Raw genomic sequence first — 17,481 nt, forward strand, 5'->3', positions numbered from 1 at the left:
CTATTGTCATAAGACATGTTTAAGCCTTCGTTTTTATGAGAGATTAGATTTTAAAACGACTCACATTTTCCTGTAGACCTTGTGCCATATTGGCTAAAGTTCTTGTAGCTGCGGAAACTTCTTGAATTGTTGCGGTTTGTTGTTCTGTTGCACTAGCAACCTCTTGAGAATGGACAGATGTATCCTCACTAATGTTCGTAACATGTTCCATAGAGTGTATTAATTTTTGACGAACAGAAATCAATTGCTCAAGCGAATTGGTCACTTGATGAACCCTTTTTTGAACACTTGCAACCGAATCGGTGATTTGATCAAAAGCATTATTGGTTTCCATTACTAATGAAGACCCTTTTTGCACAGCTTGATTACTGCTTGTCGTCGATTCGATTGCTTCTTGCATGGTCGACTGAATTAAATCAATTAAATGATTGATTTGTTGTGCAGATTGATTTGATTCTTCTGCTAATTTTCTTACCTCTTCAGCTACAACGGCAAAACCTCTCCCATGTTCTCCAGCACGTGCAGCTTCAATTCCTGCATTTAAAGCTAAAAGATTGGTCTGCTCTGCAATATTAGTTATCATATCTACTATTTTGTTGATTTGCGTGGCGTGGCTTTCAAGACTTTTCATAATCGATGTTGTTTTTTCGGAATTTTGATTGATGATCTCCATCTGTTCATTAACACTTCTCACGGAAGCTAATCCGTCTGAAGAAAATTGATGTGCTTTTTCTGAGGAGCTAATCACTCGCCCCATTCCCTCAGAGATTGCATCAATATCCTCTGAGATATTCGTAACATTTTCTGTTGCTTCTTTTACACTTACTAATTGTGTATGGGAATCATTTGATATTTCTTGAATTGTCTTAGCAATTTGTTCTGTCGTATAGGCTGTTTCGTCCGCATTGGCACTCAGTTGCTCACTTGATGCTGCAACACTTTGAGATGTGTCGATTAAGTTAGTAATCAATGTAAGGAGATCCTCCTTCATCTGAATAAAGCGATTTTGAAGTGTCCCAATTTCATCCTTTCGCTTTGTTTTCATAATAGAGGATGTCAAGTCTCCTTTGGCAATTTTATCAGCAACGTTCGTTAATTTCGTTATTGGAGTAACAATCCTTTTTGACATAATCAAGGCAAATATAATCGTTCCAGTAAGTAGAATAATGGTAGAAATAATCGCAAAAAGAATAATGGATTGGATAGTTGATTTTAATTGTATCTGTGCATGCTGATAATTCTCTTCGACCATTAATTGTAAAAGGTGGATATCGTTTTGAATACCGTGTGTACGGATTGATTGACGTTTTGCTTCTGCACTATCCTTATCTTCTAATGCAAGCACAACATCCTCTGATAGTTGTTGAAATTTTTCATCTATTAATGTTAATTGATCTTTTTCAGATTTCGTGCTTCCTTGCTCTAATAGATTAAGATAAGATTTCGTACTTTCTAATTTGGACTGAATGGATTCTGCTGCAGCATCTGTTCGATTTAAGGAGAAGCTCATCAGCTCTTGTTCCACTGATAGAATAGAGCTATTAACCTTCTCGACATTGACTAATTGTTCTACTTTTTCTGAATTAGATGATTGAATATTCATCATTTGAACAATGATCAGTCCGATAATAATGGTAGAGCTGATAATAGGTAAAAATGCAATTAGTCCTAACTGATATTTTAATTTCATTGAATTTCAGCCTCTCTTTATTCTGATACGGTGATAGCATTAGTTTTTATTTTTTCTGTAAGCTTCTCTATTTGCTCGGTTTCTTCCTTAGTTAGAGAAATAACACGAATAGGAGCGATGCCAACACCATCGTCTGCTAAGCCAAGTGTAATATGTCCATCAGCTACTTGCCCATTTTCAACAAGTTCTTTGGCAAGCTTGTACATTGCTACATCAATATTTTTCAGCATGGAGGTGACTACTGTTTTCTCACCAAGATAATATTGATCTGAATCCACCCCAAATGAGTAAATTCCTTCCTGCTGTGCAATGTTTATAACACCTACACCGGTAAATCCTGCTGACGGATAAATAAAGTCAGCACCATCATTAATCAATTCCTTGGCTAATTCTTCTCCAAGTTTGTCATTATTAAAGTCTTCTGCAAAATGGTGGAGTACCACTGCCTCAGGATTGGTTGCAGCAACACCTTGGCTAAAGCCATTTAAAAATTTGCGAATAAGCGGAGTATCTGAGCCTCCAACAAATCCAACAATATCAGAATTGGTTCTCATACCAGCTATTGCTCCAATTAAAAAGCTACCTTCATGTTCTTTGAATGTCACACTTGTTACATTCGGTAAATCTACCACAGCATCAACAATGACAAATTGTTTATCAGGATATTTTTCTGCTACCTTCTTTAAATCTTCTTCAATCATGTAGCCTAAACCAACAATTAGATCATTTCCTTGATCGATTAACTCTTGCAATCCTGTTTCATAATCGCCAACTTCCTTTAATTCACGGTAGTCAAAGAGAATGCCTAATTCTTCTCTTGCTTTCTCTAAGCCATTAAAGGCTGAATCACTAAATGATTGGTCACCAAGACCTGCATCGGAAAGCATTACACCAATTCTTAGTTTGTTATCAAGATTGGATGATAGTTCATTTTCAGAACAACCCGCCAAAAGTAATAAGCATAACAATAGAAATAGTTCTATTACTCTTCTCATTAGAAAACCCCCACATGTTGTAATTAGGTAAAATATATTATTTAATTCCCAAATTAATAAGTATTTATACCTAAATGAATTATACAGACCACATATAAAATGGTCAATATTGGAAGCCTTATCATTAAAAATATTTACAAAACTGACATTAAGTAATCGTTAACAATCTTATTATTAGGTAATTAATACTATAAAAATAATTTCGTTAGTTACCATTGTTATATTGTATTAAAAATGCCTACAATTCTAACTAATTTAAATCAGATTACGAAAGGTAGAAAATAATAAGATAAACCATTTTCATATAACTCGTGCTAATTCATATAGAGTAGTTGATAACAAGTGTGCACATTCAGTTTCGGGTTTAACTATGTTATGCTAAAGAAATAACATCGAAAAAGGAGTAGGGAAGTATGGAAGTTCCAATATTATATGAGGATAATCACTTGCTAGTAGTAGAAAAGCCAATAAATATCCCAGTACAAGCAGATAAGTCGAAGGATCCAGATCTATTAAATTTTCTTAAGCAAGATATAAAAAGAAGATATAATAAACCTGGAAATGTTTATCTTGGACTAGTTCATCGACTTGACCGTCCAGTAGGTGGAGTAATGGTTTTTGCTAAAACATCAAAAGCAGCATCCCGTTTATCTGATTCGATAAGAAAAAATGAAATCAAGAAAACCTATCTCGCTGTCGTACGAGGAATTCCCCATAAAGAAATTGGTACACTTGAAGATTATTTAATGAAAGATCGCAATGAAAATAAGACCCATATTGTGGCATCATCCGAGAAAAAGGCAAAAAAAGCCATTTTGGATTATACAGTTTTAGCAAGTGCCAAAGGTCTAAGTCTTGTGAAAATTCGTCTTCAAACGGGAAGACCACATCAAATTCGTGTTCAATTTGCATCTAGGGGCTATCCTTTGTATGGAGACCAGAAATATGGAGAAAAAATGAACAAGCCAGGCCAGCAAATCGCCTTATGGTCAAATGTGCTAGAATTGACGCATCCAGTTCAAAAAGAAGTAACCCTATGTCATTCTTTCCCACCCGATCAATATCCGTGGGATCTTTTCAGTGAAAGGATAAAATAACAAAGAATAAAACAGATAACTGACAAGCTTTGCGATAGTTTGATTCATCTCATTTATATGTATAAAAGAAAAGCATTTAGGAAAATATAAATACTGATAGAACATTTGTTCTCGTGTATAATCTATGGTATAATTTAGAAAGATAATGTTCTTATAAGGAGAGGTCGGCTAGCCCCAACGGAAGGGGGGGATGCCAATGAGTATGTATGAGAGTTTCATGGTTCTTAGTGGTTTTGGGACATTCTTAATTGCATTACTCGCTTTGATTGTAACGTTGATCAATAAAAAATAGACCTCCCTATTTACCCTAAAAGTGACTAGGTGAGGTCTATGCAATCCAATTGCAGCCGAACCCTCTGGGGGAACCGCTTATCGATAACCCACAGTGCCAGCTGTGGGTTACTATTATATGAGTTTCTTCTGTTTATTATAACATACGTCACGTAAGATGAAAAGTTGCACTACTTTGTCACTTGTTTTTGGATAATAAAACAAATTAATTCAGAAAAAGGTAGAAAAATCTTGTCATTTTCCATCAAATCATGTAAGATAAAGATGAAAAGGTTGTACACGGTTTTTAAACCATGAGTCAACTTTTCATTATGCAAAACTGTGCGTTATAACAGTTTTTGCGCGATACTCTTTATTCCATTTTACCAATAACTATCTTATTTACAGATGTTTGTTATTCATCTATACTTAAGAAAATGACAATAATTATCTAAAAAAATGGAAATTTGACGGCATATGTTGGAATAGAGAGGAATTATCACATGAATAGCAGATATTCGTTTTTACTTAATCAAGAGAAGCGAACAACGATTTGGTTCTTATGGCTATTTTACTTCGTTTATTTTAGCTATGAACTTATCTATTACTTTGTTTTACCGAACATGCCTTGGAAAATAGCCCCAATTAATAATAAGAGTATAATAGATTTTATTATATATATTGTTCTAGTATGTCTTATACCTATTGCTTATCAACTAATTAAGGAGAATAATCCAGCCCCTGTTAAATATATTTATTTCCTTGTGTTCACTACAACGAACATAGTTGTTGATATACTTTCTTACATAGGTACAGATATCTCCTATGCAAATGGCAATATAGCAGAATTAGTTATTGTACTTTTTTCCCCAATTTTTGTAAATAAACATTTTTTCTATCTTGTTTCTATCGGCACAATATTAAAATTTATCATTATTGGTATCTTTTTAAAGGATATTGTGGTGTTAATTCCACTTATATTAGTATCCATTATCTCCATTGTTGCGTGGATATTATTACATAGATTTTTAGACTATGTATCTGCAACAGAAGCATCCTATGAGCGACAGTTAAATGGTATAGTAAAAGGAATAATTGCCACCCTTGAACTAAAGGATTTATATACAAAAGGGCATAGTGAAAGAGTAGCAAACTATGCTGCAATACTAGCAAAAGCAACAGGAAAATATAATAAGGATCAACTAAAAACTTTTTATTATGCTTGCTTATTACATGATATCGGAAAAGTTAACATACCTGATTCCATTTTAACAAAACCAGGTAAATTAACAGATGAGGAATTTAATATTATTAAGACTCATCCCATTGTTGGAGCTAATGCTATTCATAAAGTAGAGGGGATTTCAGAACATATCGAAGTCATCGAGCAGCATCATGAAAGATGGGATGGAAAAGGTTATCCATACGGTTTAAAAGGGGAGGAAATATCCCATCTGTCAAGAATTACAGCCATTGCTGATGCGTTTGATGCAATGACATCATCCAGATCATACCGAAAGGCACTACCACTAGAAGTAGCTTACGATCAAATTGTGCAAGGAAAAGGAAGTCAGTTTGATCCCAACCTAGTCGATTTATTTAAAGAAATTTATCAAGACTGGGTGGATTATTATAAACATTTTAATCACACACAAGAACACGAATGAAATGGAGGTGAGACGATGAAAATTCGTAAGCTTAAGCAAAATAAGGTAACTTGTTGGTGGTGCACATATTTTAATAACTGGTAGATTCTGTATGAAGAGAGTGGGATGTTGTCATGATAACATCCTACTTTCTATTTAGGTGGTGAAATAATGACGATATCGTTAAAATCAACCTTAACCCTATACCCATTAACGATTAAAGAAGATAAAAAGCACTATCTTGTCGAGGAAAGCATTTCTGGTGAATTTTTTGAAATGCCCAAGGTTTGTATTGATGCAATTAAAATGATGAACAATGGTTTCAATTTGGGACAGGTTCAAGCAAGCTTATTACAAACTTATCCTAAGGAAGAAGTAGACTTACTTGATTTTTCTCATCAGCTAGTAGAATTAGGTTTAGTCCAATCGATTGATGGCAAAATAATTGAAATGAAGAAAGAAAATCACAAAATTCGAGGTTTTGAGTGGATTCCTGCAAAGGTTGGGAAACTTTTATTTAATCGGGTAACATCTAAACTATACTTTCTAGTTTTTATGATGAATATATTGTTCCTTGTGTTAAATCCAAAATTATTACCCACCTATCAAGATATGTTTGTTTTTGATGTAATGATCTGGAATGTACTAATATATGCAGTTCTATCTTTAATACTCTTATTAATACATGAAATGGGACACGTTTTGGCAATCCGTTCTCACAATCTGCCTACAAATTGGAATATAGCTCATCGAGTAATGCTAGTAGTTATGGAAACAGATCTTACTGCAGCTTGGAAACTTCCGAATCATCGTAGAAATATTCTCTATCTTGGCGGGATGTGTTTCGATCAAGTATTGCTGTTTACCGCGCTTTCATGGAAACTCACCCTTCCAAATGATGAACTAATCCTCCATGGAATATTGTCTATGATTGCTTTAGATATCTTTATTAAAACGATTTACCAGTGCTGTTTTTATATGAAAACAGATCTGTATTTTGTTTTTGAGAATATCTCTGGGTGCTATAATCTTATGGAAAATGCCAAACAACATTTACGAGAATGGTTGCCCTTTATCAAGGAGGATACTACAACTACAGTGTATCAAGAGGAAAAAAGAACCGTTCGTTTGTACAGCTATTTTTTCTTATGTGGAATTATTTTGACTTTTAGTTTATTTGCTTTTTATTTTCTTCCACAAGCCGTGTATGTCTATATGAATATTATCCCTCAGTTATTATTACCAATGAATAGTGTCTATTTTTGGGATGCAATCATCATCCTTGGTCAGTCGTTAATCATACTAGTGCTATTGTTTTATTCCATTACAAAGTCAAAACGCTTATGAGGAGCTTATATATAGGCTCCTCATTTAAGAATCACAAAGTTTTATTTAATAAAAATGGGAATATATTTTGTTCACTTTTTCTGAAAATGCTTGAATTGGTACAAAGCGAACATCCCGAAAGTATTCCTTTCCTTCGACAAAAAACAAAACAGCTGGGGCGGTAAATATCGAATATATCCCTGCAATACTTGGAAATTGATCTGCACGGATATAACCAAGTTTGACCATAGGATACTTCTGCATAACCTGTTTAATTAGTGGCAAAAGACTCTGACAAACACTACAATTTTTCTGCGAAACGAACAATAGACTAAGCGTATGATTTTGAATAAGATGGTCCAAATCCTCTTGATAATAAATGGAGCCGAATTCGTTCACTTTGTAACCTGCCTCTTAATTATTAGTAAAACAAGTGTATATTAAAAACACGCTGATTGGAAGCTGAATGCTTCTGAAACTTGCTATGCTATTTTAAGGTACGGCTTTAATACTGTTCACATGCTGAAAGTAAAGAGAATGCGTTCCATCTCCATACGTTTTCTTTTTCAAATCTTCACCTTCCGTTGACTTTGTCTCATCATAAGGTTGATCTGTTGTCACTTTTACATTAGCATCTTCTCCATCACTTAATAATGCAATATCAGCATTGGCGATATACCAATCTGCTTTTAATTTAGCCAAATCTAGGTTAACCTCGTGAAGATAAGTTCGAGCTTCTACCTTTCTGTTTCCCGGGATCGAAATAGTAGCATCATAGTTAACAAAATGATGGTTCATTCGATTTTTAGAAGGAGGGGAGAGTATTTCGATATATAGAGTATCTCCAACTTTATTAATGGAAATATAATCATCCTGTGAGAGCTTTGTTTCATAATTAGACCGAAAGCTTCCAAATATATTCACTTCGTCTGTTTCGTTTGCTTCCAATTCAATCCCATTATTATTCGCATCAATGACCACTTTTTTAATGTCCTTACTTAGCTTTTGATTTACTTCTGGCAACATTCCGTTCACTTCTTCTGTGTCTACATATTCTTTTACCGTTGTCACAAGCCCTGTCGAAGTAACAAAGTAAATACCAAGTGTCAGGACACCTATAAAAAGGATAAACAAGATAGAAAAAACGTCATATCTTACGATAGGTTGCTCTTGTTTTGATAACAGCAAATATATTAATATTTCAATGCCTAATATAATTAGGAGTATTGGAATCCAAGAAAGTATAAAGGTCGTTACCTCCCAGTTATATAGCTGGGATAAAAATAAGGTTACACCTAGTGCAATTAAGGAAAGTCCCATGGAAATAGAGCCAACACGCCATTTTCTCATTATTTCTTCACCTTCTCTTTCTTTTTAGAGCCGGATATCAATTTAATTCCGCCTAGGATTAATAGGAAGCATACAATACTGACTTGGAAGTATTGCTGATAATAGTACCATACATCAATATTAAATATTTCCCTTAGATTATCTGCGATAATAGGGAGGAAGGTACTATCAATCAGATAAAATACTCCTAACAATATAAGGCCAATCCCTAACCATTTTTGGTAATTGGCTAAATGTTTAAATACTGGAATATCCTCCAACTCTTGATCATGGGATCGATTAATTAGCTGTAAGGCATCAAAAAAACTAAAAAACCAGATAATAGGGATAACAAACAAAAATATACTTAAATGTAATACGTCAAGAATATAGATGGAAAGTAGAAAAGAAGCCATTAATTGTAAACCGCGATTTTGCAAGCCTAAATACATATGTCCCGCACCCGGGAAGATTGCCAATAAGGTAGTTAGCATTCTGCTTTTTTTGCTATCATCACGAAACCTATCAAAATCATCAAAAATGGTCGTATCTAATAAATCAATACCTTGTTGTTTTTTGTTCAACAACTGGATTACGTCAAACATGCTGTAGATCCAAATGATAGGAATCGCAAGGAGAAAGATTAAGAAAATACTACTCGTTAGTACACTCACAAAAAACACCATTGCAATAATACCAAAAAATGCTGCAAGTATGGTAAGTCCTCGATAGGTTAATCCTAAATAGAAGTGACCAATTCCAGGAATAAACGATAATAATATCGTAGAAAAGCGTTCCTTTTGTTTAGGGTCTTCTAGGGTAAATGCTTGATCATTGTTTGTTGTGCCCGCGAGTCCTCCTTGTTTTTTCATCACAAGTGTCATGACAATATCCATCATATTGATAAGCCAAACTATCGCTGCAATTAAGAAAAATCCAATAAACAAGGTATCGGAGTAGACAATGATTCCTGCAATAAATCCACAAAAAAGGGAACCTAAGAAGAATAAAGTATATAACACTCCTCTCCATCGATATCCTAAATAAATATGACCAAAGCCCGGAAACAAGGCAAGAAATAAAGCGAGTATGGGTGATTTTGTCATTAGTTATGATCTCCTTTCATTTCCTCTAATAATTGATCTGTTTTTTTCATGAGTTGTTCAGTTAACGATTGCTTTGGGCTTACTTCTGCTCTATCCGTGAGACTGATCATATTATCAAATACTCCAGAAAACATGAGAATCAAGGTCAAACCGGCTGCTAGAACATAGTGAATAATACTTTTAGAGAACAAGGAAGAAGCATTTGAGCTTTTGGATGATGGTTTTGAATCATGCTGAATCCTTGCTATTGTTTTTTCTGTAAAGAAATCAGACACTGAGTCCTCAACTAGACTATTTTCCATAAGCTGGAGATAACTATCTAGACATGCTTCACAGCTATATAGATGATTCTCCATTGTCTTTCGATTCTCATCCGTTAATTGATCAAGAATATATAAGTTCATTTGCTCTTTAGGAATATGTTTCATCAGAAATCCTCCTTCTTCCAGTTTTCCTTCATCCAATTTCTTGCACGATATAACCGCATTTTTATTGTTGATTCTTTCATATTTAACTGATCCGATATTTCTTTATAAGATAAGCCCTCTAAATGATAAAGTTGCACCACTAGTCGCAATTTATCCGGCATTTCCATAATGGCAGCTCTGACCATCTCTCGTTCGTGTTTTGCTAAATATTGTTCCTCTGGATTATGGCCATCTGTTAATTGATAATCTTGATCAAAAAAAGTTAGGTCTTCTTTCTGACGCTGCTTCTTTCGGTTAAAATCAATAGCTTTATGTACGGCAATTCGACTGAGCCACGTCGTAAAACCTTGATTTTGATAGGAAGGGAGAGCATCGACCATCTTAATAAATGTTTCCTGTGCAAGGTCCTCAGCGTCCTTAGGGTTACGGACAACATGATAAATCACTTTAAATACATGGTGTTTATAACGTTCAATAAGTATCCGTAACGCTTGCTGATTTCCCTGCTGAACCTTCTTAATTAAAGCATCCTCTTGAATTGCTCTCCCCCCTCTCTGTAGTTCTCTGTAATATAGACGATGAAAAAATCAAAAATACTACATTCTTTTGAAAGTTTTTTTAAGAATAAAATGTACAATGCTATAATAACAATAACTGAAGTAGGAAGGAATTATAGAGGTTAGGTGATAAAATGAAGAAGATTTTGGCCGGATTAGTCATTGGGGGTCTCCTTATTAAAAGCTACTATGATACAAATGTTTGGAAAATAAATCGTCTTTCGATTGGTACAGATAGACTAAAAGACGAAACATTTCGTTTAGTTCAATTAACGGATATACATAACAAAATATTTTTTAATCAATATACGAGACTATTGCAAAAAATTATAAATTTTCATCCCGATCTGATCGTACTCACCGGTGACTTGATTGATCGAAAAACGAAAGATTTTTCGGGCATCCTTGCTTTTGTTGAACAACTAGCTAAAAGTCATCAATACGTCTATTTTGTGTCAGGTAACCATGAATGGGACCATCCTAGAGGGGAGGAATTTATAAACAGCTTAAGACAAAGAAATGTTAAACTTCTTGATAATAAAAGAGTAATTGTTAAGCTCAAGCGATGCCAAATCTGCTTAGTAGGGGTAGCAGATGCGGCAACGGGAAATGATCAGTTGACAGAAAGCTTATTTATAAAGGAGGGTTATCGTATATTGCTCTCACACTCACCAGAAATCATTAATAGGAAGGCTGCAAAGCTAGCTGACCTTATATTATGTGGTCATACACATGGCGGACAAATAAGACTCCCTTTCTTAGGTGCCATTATTTCTCCAGACCAAGGCTTATTCCCAAGTCTGGATAAAGGGATTTTCCAGCATGAAAAGGGAAAGTACCTTTATATTGATAGTGGTCTAGGCACTACTAGGCTTCCAATAAGGTTTCTTAATCAGAGTCAATTATCTTTTTTGACCATTTACGGTACAAATCGATAATAGGGGGCCCCACTTTATTACAATTTGGTAGAAGAAATGACATAACAATGTCATCTTTTTTGCAATTTTTACAATTTTTTTAAACTTTCTTAATATCCTCCATTTATACTGTTAGTAGTATAGAAACAGGAGGTCTTAACAAATGAGGAAAAGAAATAAGAAAAAAGTGGCACGATTATTTTCCGTTTTTTTAATTACATGCATTTTATTTTCTCATGTATTTGTTCATTTTTCAGTCGTACAAGCTAGTCCAAATCAGAAAATCGAGGAAAATACAGATGAAGAACGCTCTGCTGAAACTTCGGGACAGCAATCAGTTGAAAGTAAAGACAAACAATTAACTCGGAAACCAAATCAGATACATAACGAGGAAGACAAATCATCTACAAAGGAAGTAGAAGAATCGAATGAAATAACCGAGTCTGCGACAAAACAAGAAAAAAACATACCTGAAATCGACGAAAAAAAAGAGAAAGTAGAGAAATCCTCGATAGAAAATGCAGAAGGTACCCCCTCTATCGATTTTCAAAAGGTTCCTTCGATCCTAATTACAGAGGTCATGCCTTTTAGTAAGGAAAATGACCAATTTGCCTATTTCGAAATCTACAATAATTCTAATCAAGCTATTCAATTAGATTATTACAATATTTCTTTCCATTCTACAGCTAGTTCAGGTGAAAAAATACTCGAATTACCACCAACTTCTCTTGAGCCAGGTGAAACAGTGGTTGCTTGGAACAATGGAGGGAATCTTTCCATTGATGACTTTAATCACCATTACGGAACTAAGCTCACGGAAGAACAAGTGATAAGCTATCAAGCTATTTCGTTTAGCAATACTAATAAGCAAACGATTAGTATTCGTGATAATCAACAAGAGATCGTTTCAGCAAGCTTCTCAGAAGAAGATATTCAGCTAGGAAAGACGCTTACTTACCTATATCCTCAAGAATCAACCGCAATGCAAACTTCCAAGCAGCAACAAAAACCCACACCTGGTAAACTCGATAAACAACAAATACCTGAGAAACCAGTAACTGTTTCAGCTAGTGATGCACCAATAATCAAATCCAAGCCTGTCTCTGAGGCCGATGTAAATTCAACCATTACTATCAATGCTATCATTGATGATGCAGATTCAAGTCTTCAAGCAAAATTATTCTATCGATATCAAGGAGAGGCATCCTATCGAAGTGTGGAAATGTCAAGACAGGAGTCAAATAACTATCATGCAGAGATACCTGCAGAAGAAGTCATAACCGGACAAATAGAGTATTATATAATGGCAACCAATGCACATCATCGAGCAGTTGACCCAACAAAAGATACGCCAAATGTGATCACTGTCAAAAAAATAGAAAAAGAAAAGAAGCAAGTAAATACAGTAGTAGAAGAACAAAAAATGATCAACGAGGATTTTACTCAGTACCCACAACTTTTAATTACAGAAATTTCACCTAATACAGCAGGTGGTGGTACCGATTATTTTGAATACTTTGAACTATATAATAATACTAATCAAACCTTACATCTAAGCGATTATCATTTCATTTATCATTACACGGACTCCAGTAAGAACATTATGTTTGAATTACCAGACGTAGATATAGCGTCAGAAGAAACATTAGTATTCTGGTATAACAATGGAAAGAACGAGCTAGAAGCTTTTAACGAACAATTTTCTACTAATCTAACAAAAGAAGAGGTCATCCCATTTAATAGCTCATCCTTTCCTGGATTTGCGAATGGAGGAAATCGTGCTTTAATTATTAAAGATCACAAAAATAACGAGGTTGTTTATGCTGATTATCTAGGTGAAGATAATAATAATGATGGAAAGGTTATTCAATATAAATATCCATTAGAAGAAGCTACAAAAATGAAGAAGCATCAAGTACTAGCAGACCCTACACCTGGCATGGTAGATGAGGTTCAAGTACCAAGTGAGTCTGTAGAAGTTCCAGAAGAAGAAATAGACCAAGAAGCACCAATGATTACACATAAACAAGTGAAGGAAGGACAGGCTTTTTCGCCGATTTCGATTCAAGCAGAGATAGTGGACAATCATACCATTCCATCAGCGAATCTTTACGTTAAGAAGAAAGACTCTGAATATATCAGTCTACCAATGTCGATAGATCCTGAAAATCCCTCACAATATACAGTAGAGATACCTGGTAATCATGTGGATGAAAACCTTACTTATTATATAGAAGCAACAGATGGTAGAAATAAGAGTAAAACAGAGGAATTTACGATTCAAATTGATCAGGAGAAAATTGATTCTCAAGCATTACCACCATTACTAGTAACAGAGGTTGTACCTGATACGACAAACACAGGGTCTGCTGACGGCTATGAATTTATTGAAATTTATAATAATACAGATCAACCGATTAATTTAAAGGATTACAAGATCCAATATCGTTATGGTACTGATCCAGAAAGTGATGTGATTTGGCCATCTATTCCAGATGATGTCGTAATTCCAGCAAAGGAAACACTTGTTTTCTGGATCATTAATGGTCACAATAATGATCAAACAGTAGCAGATTTCAATGCGAATTTTAGCTCCCAGTTAGTGGAGAATCAGGATATTGTTCGTATTGAATCAGCAGGGATGGCTAATGGTAGCACAAGAGGTTTAATTATTGCTTCCAATACAGGAATTGAATATTCCATCGCTTACTATAATGACACAGAAAATGTGGATGATGTTGTCGCAAATAAGGGAATTGTTTATAGATATCCAGTAGATAAGACGAATGTAATGGAAAAAATAAGTGCAGGTGAATTAGATGCAACACCTGGCACAGTAGAGGACTATCAAGTTCCGAACGAACCTGTTCAAAAACAACAAGATACAATAGCACCAGAAATCGATAATATAACGACCATTTCTCAGGTGAATCATACGGAAAACATTGATTTACAAGTAAGTGCCAATGATAATCAAGAGGTTAAAACGGTAGCTGTGTATTATCGAACCGAGGATGAAAAAGAATTTAAAGAGGCCTTACTGGAAGAGAGTGAAGAAAAAGGGGTTTATCAGTATCGCATTTATGCTCCCGAAATCATAGGAAAAGAATATGTAGAATATTATTTTCAAGCATCAGATGGTACGAACAGTGTAAAAAGCGGCATTGAAACGATCCGAGTGGCAAGTGACCTGGATCAAAGTCCTCTCAGATTGAATGTAGAGAATGAGCAAATTTTATCTGGTAAATCCATCATAAAGGGGACAGCTGAGAAGAGTAGCTCAGATGACTTAATAATGAAAATTGACGAACAAGTAATCAACGATACGTATAAAGCTGTGGAACATCAAGCGTATTTAGCATTTGAAGTTAGCGGAATTAACACTTATTTCCAAAATGGTGTCACAATAGGGGATGAGATTGTCCATATTTTCGATGATTGGATGGCCCAATGGGAAACGATTACGGTTCCCATTGATCCAACAAAACTGCAGTTAGGTGATAATACTATTACAATTCGTGCTGGTAATAAAGCTACTCCATGGGAGGGAGACCCTGGCGAGAATCGAGATGATTTTAATCTTCGTAATGTTCGGTTAGTGATGACAGATGGTACGGTTTTAACAGATCCGTCACATCCGGATCCGTCGGATGTGTTAGATATGGGGGATGATGGAACAGAGCGGATAGCGGAGCATTTCACATTTACCATTACGGATGGGTTAGCAAATTCTTTAGCTTATCAATGGGATACGACTACGGTGGAAGATGGTTCTCATCGCGTACAAATTCTTCAAAATACTAAATTAATCGAAAGAAAGGTATTTGTCGATAACACGGCACCAATCATCAGCCCCAATATGGAAGAAAATAGGTCCTATAAAGGTGAGTTTGAGATCAATGCAGAAATAACGGACGAAATAGCTGGAGTGGACAGTTATCAAGCATGGTTAGATAACGAAGAAATCACCCTTCCATATATGACATCGTCTGGCTCCTTAGCACCTGGAGAGCACGTGTTGAAAATCAAAGCGATTGATAAAGTTGGAAACGCAAAAATCGAAGAAATAATGTTCCATACAGTAGAGGAAAATCCAACAGAACCAAACAACCAAACGGATACTCAAATTGGTGATCCGAAACTACGAGTCAAAGTCAAGGACCCAATGGGAGATCAATTAGATGTTGGTTTTTATCAGGCATTTCAATATAAACCATCCGATAAAAGCTCCGTTATATCCTATCAAAGTACAGCTAAAACGGAGCCACCTGCAACCAAGAAGATCTCCGCTCAGGCTGAATTGTCGGATCAAGAATTGAAGCTTGCTTCCGAACAAGATGGGAAATACTTAGTAACAGATTCTACGACTGAATTTCCTTATCATCGCTTTGATGTCACTTTAGATGAATCGGTTAATAACGATGATCAAGTAGAATTAGTATGGAATGGTCATTCATTAGAAGGTAGGAAGGTCTCCATGTATGCATGGAACATCGAAAAAGCGCAATGGGATTTGATCGACTACCAAATTGCAGGCACTGATGACTTTACGTTAAGTGGTTATGTGGAAGTGACTAAGTATGCAGACAACCATACCATTCATGTTATCATTCAGGATGAAATTCCTGCAAATCCAAATCAATATGATTATACCTTTGTTTGGATGTCTGATACACAATATTATTCGGAAAGCTATCCGCATATTTATGATAGACAAACTCAATGGATTGCCGAAAATCAAGAAAAAATGAACATCGAATATGTCTTTCATAGTGGTGATTTAGTCGATGAAGCAGACCAAGAATACCAGTGGTTACATGCGGATGAGTATATGAAGACATTGGACGATGCTAATATTCCATATGGGGTGCTTGCAGGAAATCATGATGTATTGCAAAAAGATAATGACTACACAGAATATTATAAATACTTTGGTGAGGATCGTTTTATGGAAAAACCGTACTATGGTGGTTCCTATCTCAATAACAGAGGACATTATGATTTAATTTCGGTTAATGGCAATGACTTTATTATGATGTATTTAGGCTGGGGTATTGATGAGGAGGGAATTGCGTGGATGAATGAGATACTAGCTCAATATCCCGATCGCATGGCGATATTAACCTTTCATGAATATTTACAAGCAACTGGAACACGCCATCCTTTAGGTGAAAAACTGTACAATGAAGTCGTTATTCCAAATGAAAATGTAATGGCAGTCTTGTCTGGTCATTATCATGAAGCTCAAACCTTGATAGATGAAATCGATGATGATGGAGACGGAACGCCCGACCGAACTGTTTATCAGATGTTAGCAGATTATCAAGCAGGACCTGAAGGTGGTCAAGGGTATATGCGTTTGTTACATTTTGATTCAACGAATAACCGAATTTTTGTTAATACGTATTCACCATATATGGACGATTACAATTACTATGATACAGATGAGTATCCGAACAAGGATGAATTTATGATTGATCTAGATCTAACACCAAAGGAAAAACGTGTAGCTACAGATTCCTTTGTGGTTAATGTGTACACCAATTCTGAGATAGGTACTGTTCAAAATGTTGCAAGTGGAGATACCGCAGAAATAACATGGTCTGGGTTAGAAGAGGGGAAGACCTACTACTGGTATACCCGAATTACAGATCAGTATTCTGGCTCTACAAGATCGTCTATTTGGTCTCTTATAAAAGGAAGGGATGATGTATCTGAAGGCGAGCATGATGAAAATAATCAAGATGAAGGTACAGGTACGGGGGATAATGATCAAGAGCAACCTCCAACCAAGCCAGAAGTTAATCCAATACAAGATGAAAAAGGGAATGAAATCGACAATCAGGATGAAATAGAGAAACATTCGGAATCAGATAAAATAATTCGAGTGAATAAAAATCAAGACAAAGAGCCTCTGACTAGTAAGCAGGGTATTTCGCTACCAGATACTGCGACAAACATATATAATCTTTTGTTAGGCAGTATGGTTCTACTCGTAATGGGAATAATCCTTTTCATATGGCAAAGACAGAAGCGGCAGAAGCAAAAGTATTCTAACTAAAATGGAGTAGAAATTTGTAAGAAAAAAGGAGCTTGCATTTCAAGTCAAGCTCCTTTTTA

Annotated in this window: 13 protein-coding genes; 6 read left to right on the forward strand and 7 right to left on the reverse strand. The window is 35.3% G+C overall.

What is annotated here, in order from left to right:
- Positions 1 to 43 precede the first annotated feature (43 nt).
- Together DLJ74_RS08330 and DLJ74_RS08335 are read right to left on the reverse strand one after the other, a co-directional pair.
- A complete protein-coding gene (locus DLJ74_RS08330; RefSeq protein WP_109984122.1) occupies positions 44 to 1,690 on the reverse strand; it encodes a methyl-accepting chemotaxis protein in 1,647 nt (548 codons plus the stop codon).
- Positions 1,691 to 1,707: 17 nt separating this feature from the next.
- Complete coding sequence (locus DLJ74_RS08335; protein ID WP_109984123.1) at positions 1,708 to 2,685, reverse strand: BMP family lipoprotein; 978 nt, start codon at positions 2,683 to 2,685, stop codon at positions 1,708 to 1,710.
- 413 nt (positions 2,686 to 3,098) lie between these two features.
- On the opposite strand from DLJ74_RS08335, the gene DLJ74_RS08340 reads away from it, so the two are divergent.
- The 4 genes from DLJ74_RS08340 (at position 3,099) to DLJ74_RS08355 (ending at position 7,045) form a co-directional block, all read left to right on the forward strand.
- On the forward strand, positions 3,099 to 3,782 hold the full coding sequence (locus DLJ74_RS08340; RefSeq protein ID WP_109984124.1) for an RluA family pseudouridine synthase: 684 nt from the start codon (positions 3,099 to 3,101) through the stop codon (positions 3,780 to 3,782).
- 196 nt (positions 3,783 to 3,978) lie between these two features.
- Positions 3,979 to 4,074 (forward strand): putative holin-like toxin, encoded by a 96-nt coding sequence (locus tag DLJ74_RS08345; protein WP_219987224.1) that lies wholly within the window; start codon positions 3,979 to 3,981, stop codon positions 4,072 to 4,074.
- Between the two features lie 481 nt (positions 4,075 to 4,555).
- The gene (locus tag DLJ74_RS08350) at positions 4,556 to 5,719 is read left to right on the forward strand and encodes an HD-GYP domain-containing protein (RefSeq protein WP_109984126.1); all 1,164 of its coding nucleotides are present in this window, start codon (positions 4,556 to 4,558) and stop codon (positions 5,717 to 5,719) included.
- 150 nt (positions 5,720 to 5,869) lie between these two features.
- The gene (locus DLJ74_RS08355; protein WP_109984127.1) at positions 5,870 to 7,045 is read left to right on the forward strand and encodes a peptidase; all 1,176 of its coding nucleotides are present in this window, start codon (positions 5,870 to 5,872) and stop codon (positions 7,043 to 7,045) included.
- A 45-nt stretch (positions 7,046 to 7,090) separates the two neighbouring features.
- Here the strand turns inward: DLJ74_RS08355 and DLJ74_RS08360 are convergent, their stop codons facing one another.
- From DLJ74_RS08360 to DLJ74_RS08380, 5 genes are all read right to left on the reverse strand, one after another.
- Complete coding sequence (locus DLJ74_RS08360) at positions 7,091 to 7,423, reverse strand: thioredoxin family protein (RefSeq protein WP_109984128.1); 333 nt, start codon at positions 7,421 to 7,423, stop codon at positions 7,091 to 7,093.
- Positions 7,424 to 7,516: 93 nt separating this feature from the next.
- Positions 7,517 to 8,374 carry a LiaF transmembrane domain-containing protein gene (locus DLJ74_RS08365; protein WP_109984129.1) on the reverse strand — a complete coding sequence of 286 codons (858 nt, stop codon included), beginning with the start codon at positions 8,372 to 8,374 and terminating at the stop codon, positions 7,517 to 7,519.
- On the reverse strand, positions 8,374 to 9,459 hold the full coding sequence (locus DLJ74_RS08370) for a hypothetical protein (protein WP_109984130.1): 1,086 nt from the start codon (positions 9,457 to 9,459) through the stop codon (positions 8,374 to 8,376). Before DLJ74_RS08370 ends, DLJ74_RS08365 begins: the two co-directional genes overlap by 1 nt.
- A complete protein-coding gene (locus DLJ74_RS08375; protein ID WP_109984131.1) occupies positions 9,459 to 9,887 on the reverse strand; it encodes an anti-sigma factor in 429 nt (142 codons plus the stop codon). The genes DLJ74_RS08370 and DLJ74_RS08375 overlap by 1 nt, the downstream gene beginning before the upstream one ends.
- Complete coding sequence (locus DLJ74_RS08380; protein WP_109984132.1) at positions 9,887 to 10,426, reverse strand: RNA polymerase sigma factor; 540 nt, start codon at positions 10,424 to 10,426, stop codon at positions 9,887 to 9,889. Before DLJ74_RS08380 ends, DLJ74_RS08375 begins: the two co-directional genes overlap by 1 nt.
- A 152-nt stretch (positions 10,427 to 10,578) precedes the next feature.
- On the opposite strand from DLJ74_RS08380, the gene DLJ74_RS08385 reads away from it, so the two are divergent.
- Positions 10,579 to 11,382 carry a metallophosphoesterase gene (locus DLJ74_RS08385; RefSeq protein WP_109984133.1) on the forward strand — a complete coding sequence of 268 codons (804 nt, stop codon included), beginning with the start codon at positions 10,579 to 10,581 and terminating at the stop codon, positions 11,380 to 11,382.
- A 142-nt stretch (positions 11,383 to 11,524) separates the two neighbouring features.
- The gene (locus DLJ74_RS08390; protein ID WP_109984134.1) at positions 11,525 to 17,422 is read left to right on the forward strand and encodes a lamin tail domain-containing metallophosphoesterase family protein; all 5,898 of its coding nucleotides are present in this window, start codon (positions 11,525 to 11,527) and stop codon (positions 17,420 to 17,422) included.
- Positions 17,423 to 17,481 lie beyond the last annotated feature (59 nt).

The sequence above is a fragment of the Gracilibacillus dipsosauri genome, assembly GCF_003176895.1.
GTDB lineage: Bacteria > Bacillota > Bacilli > Bacillales > Amphibacillaceae > Gracilibacillus > Gracilibacillus dipsosauri.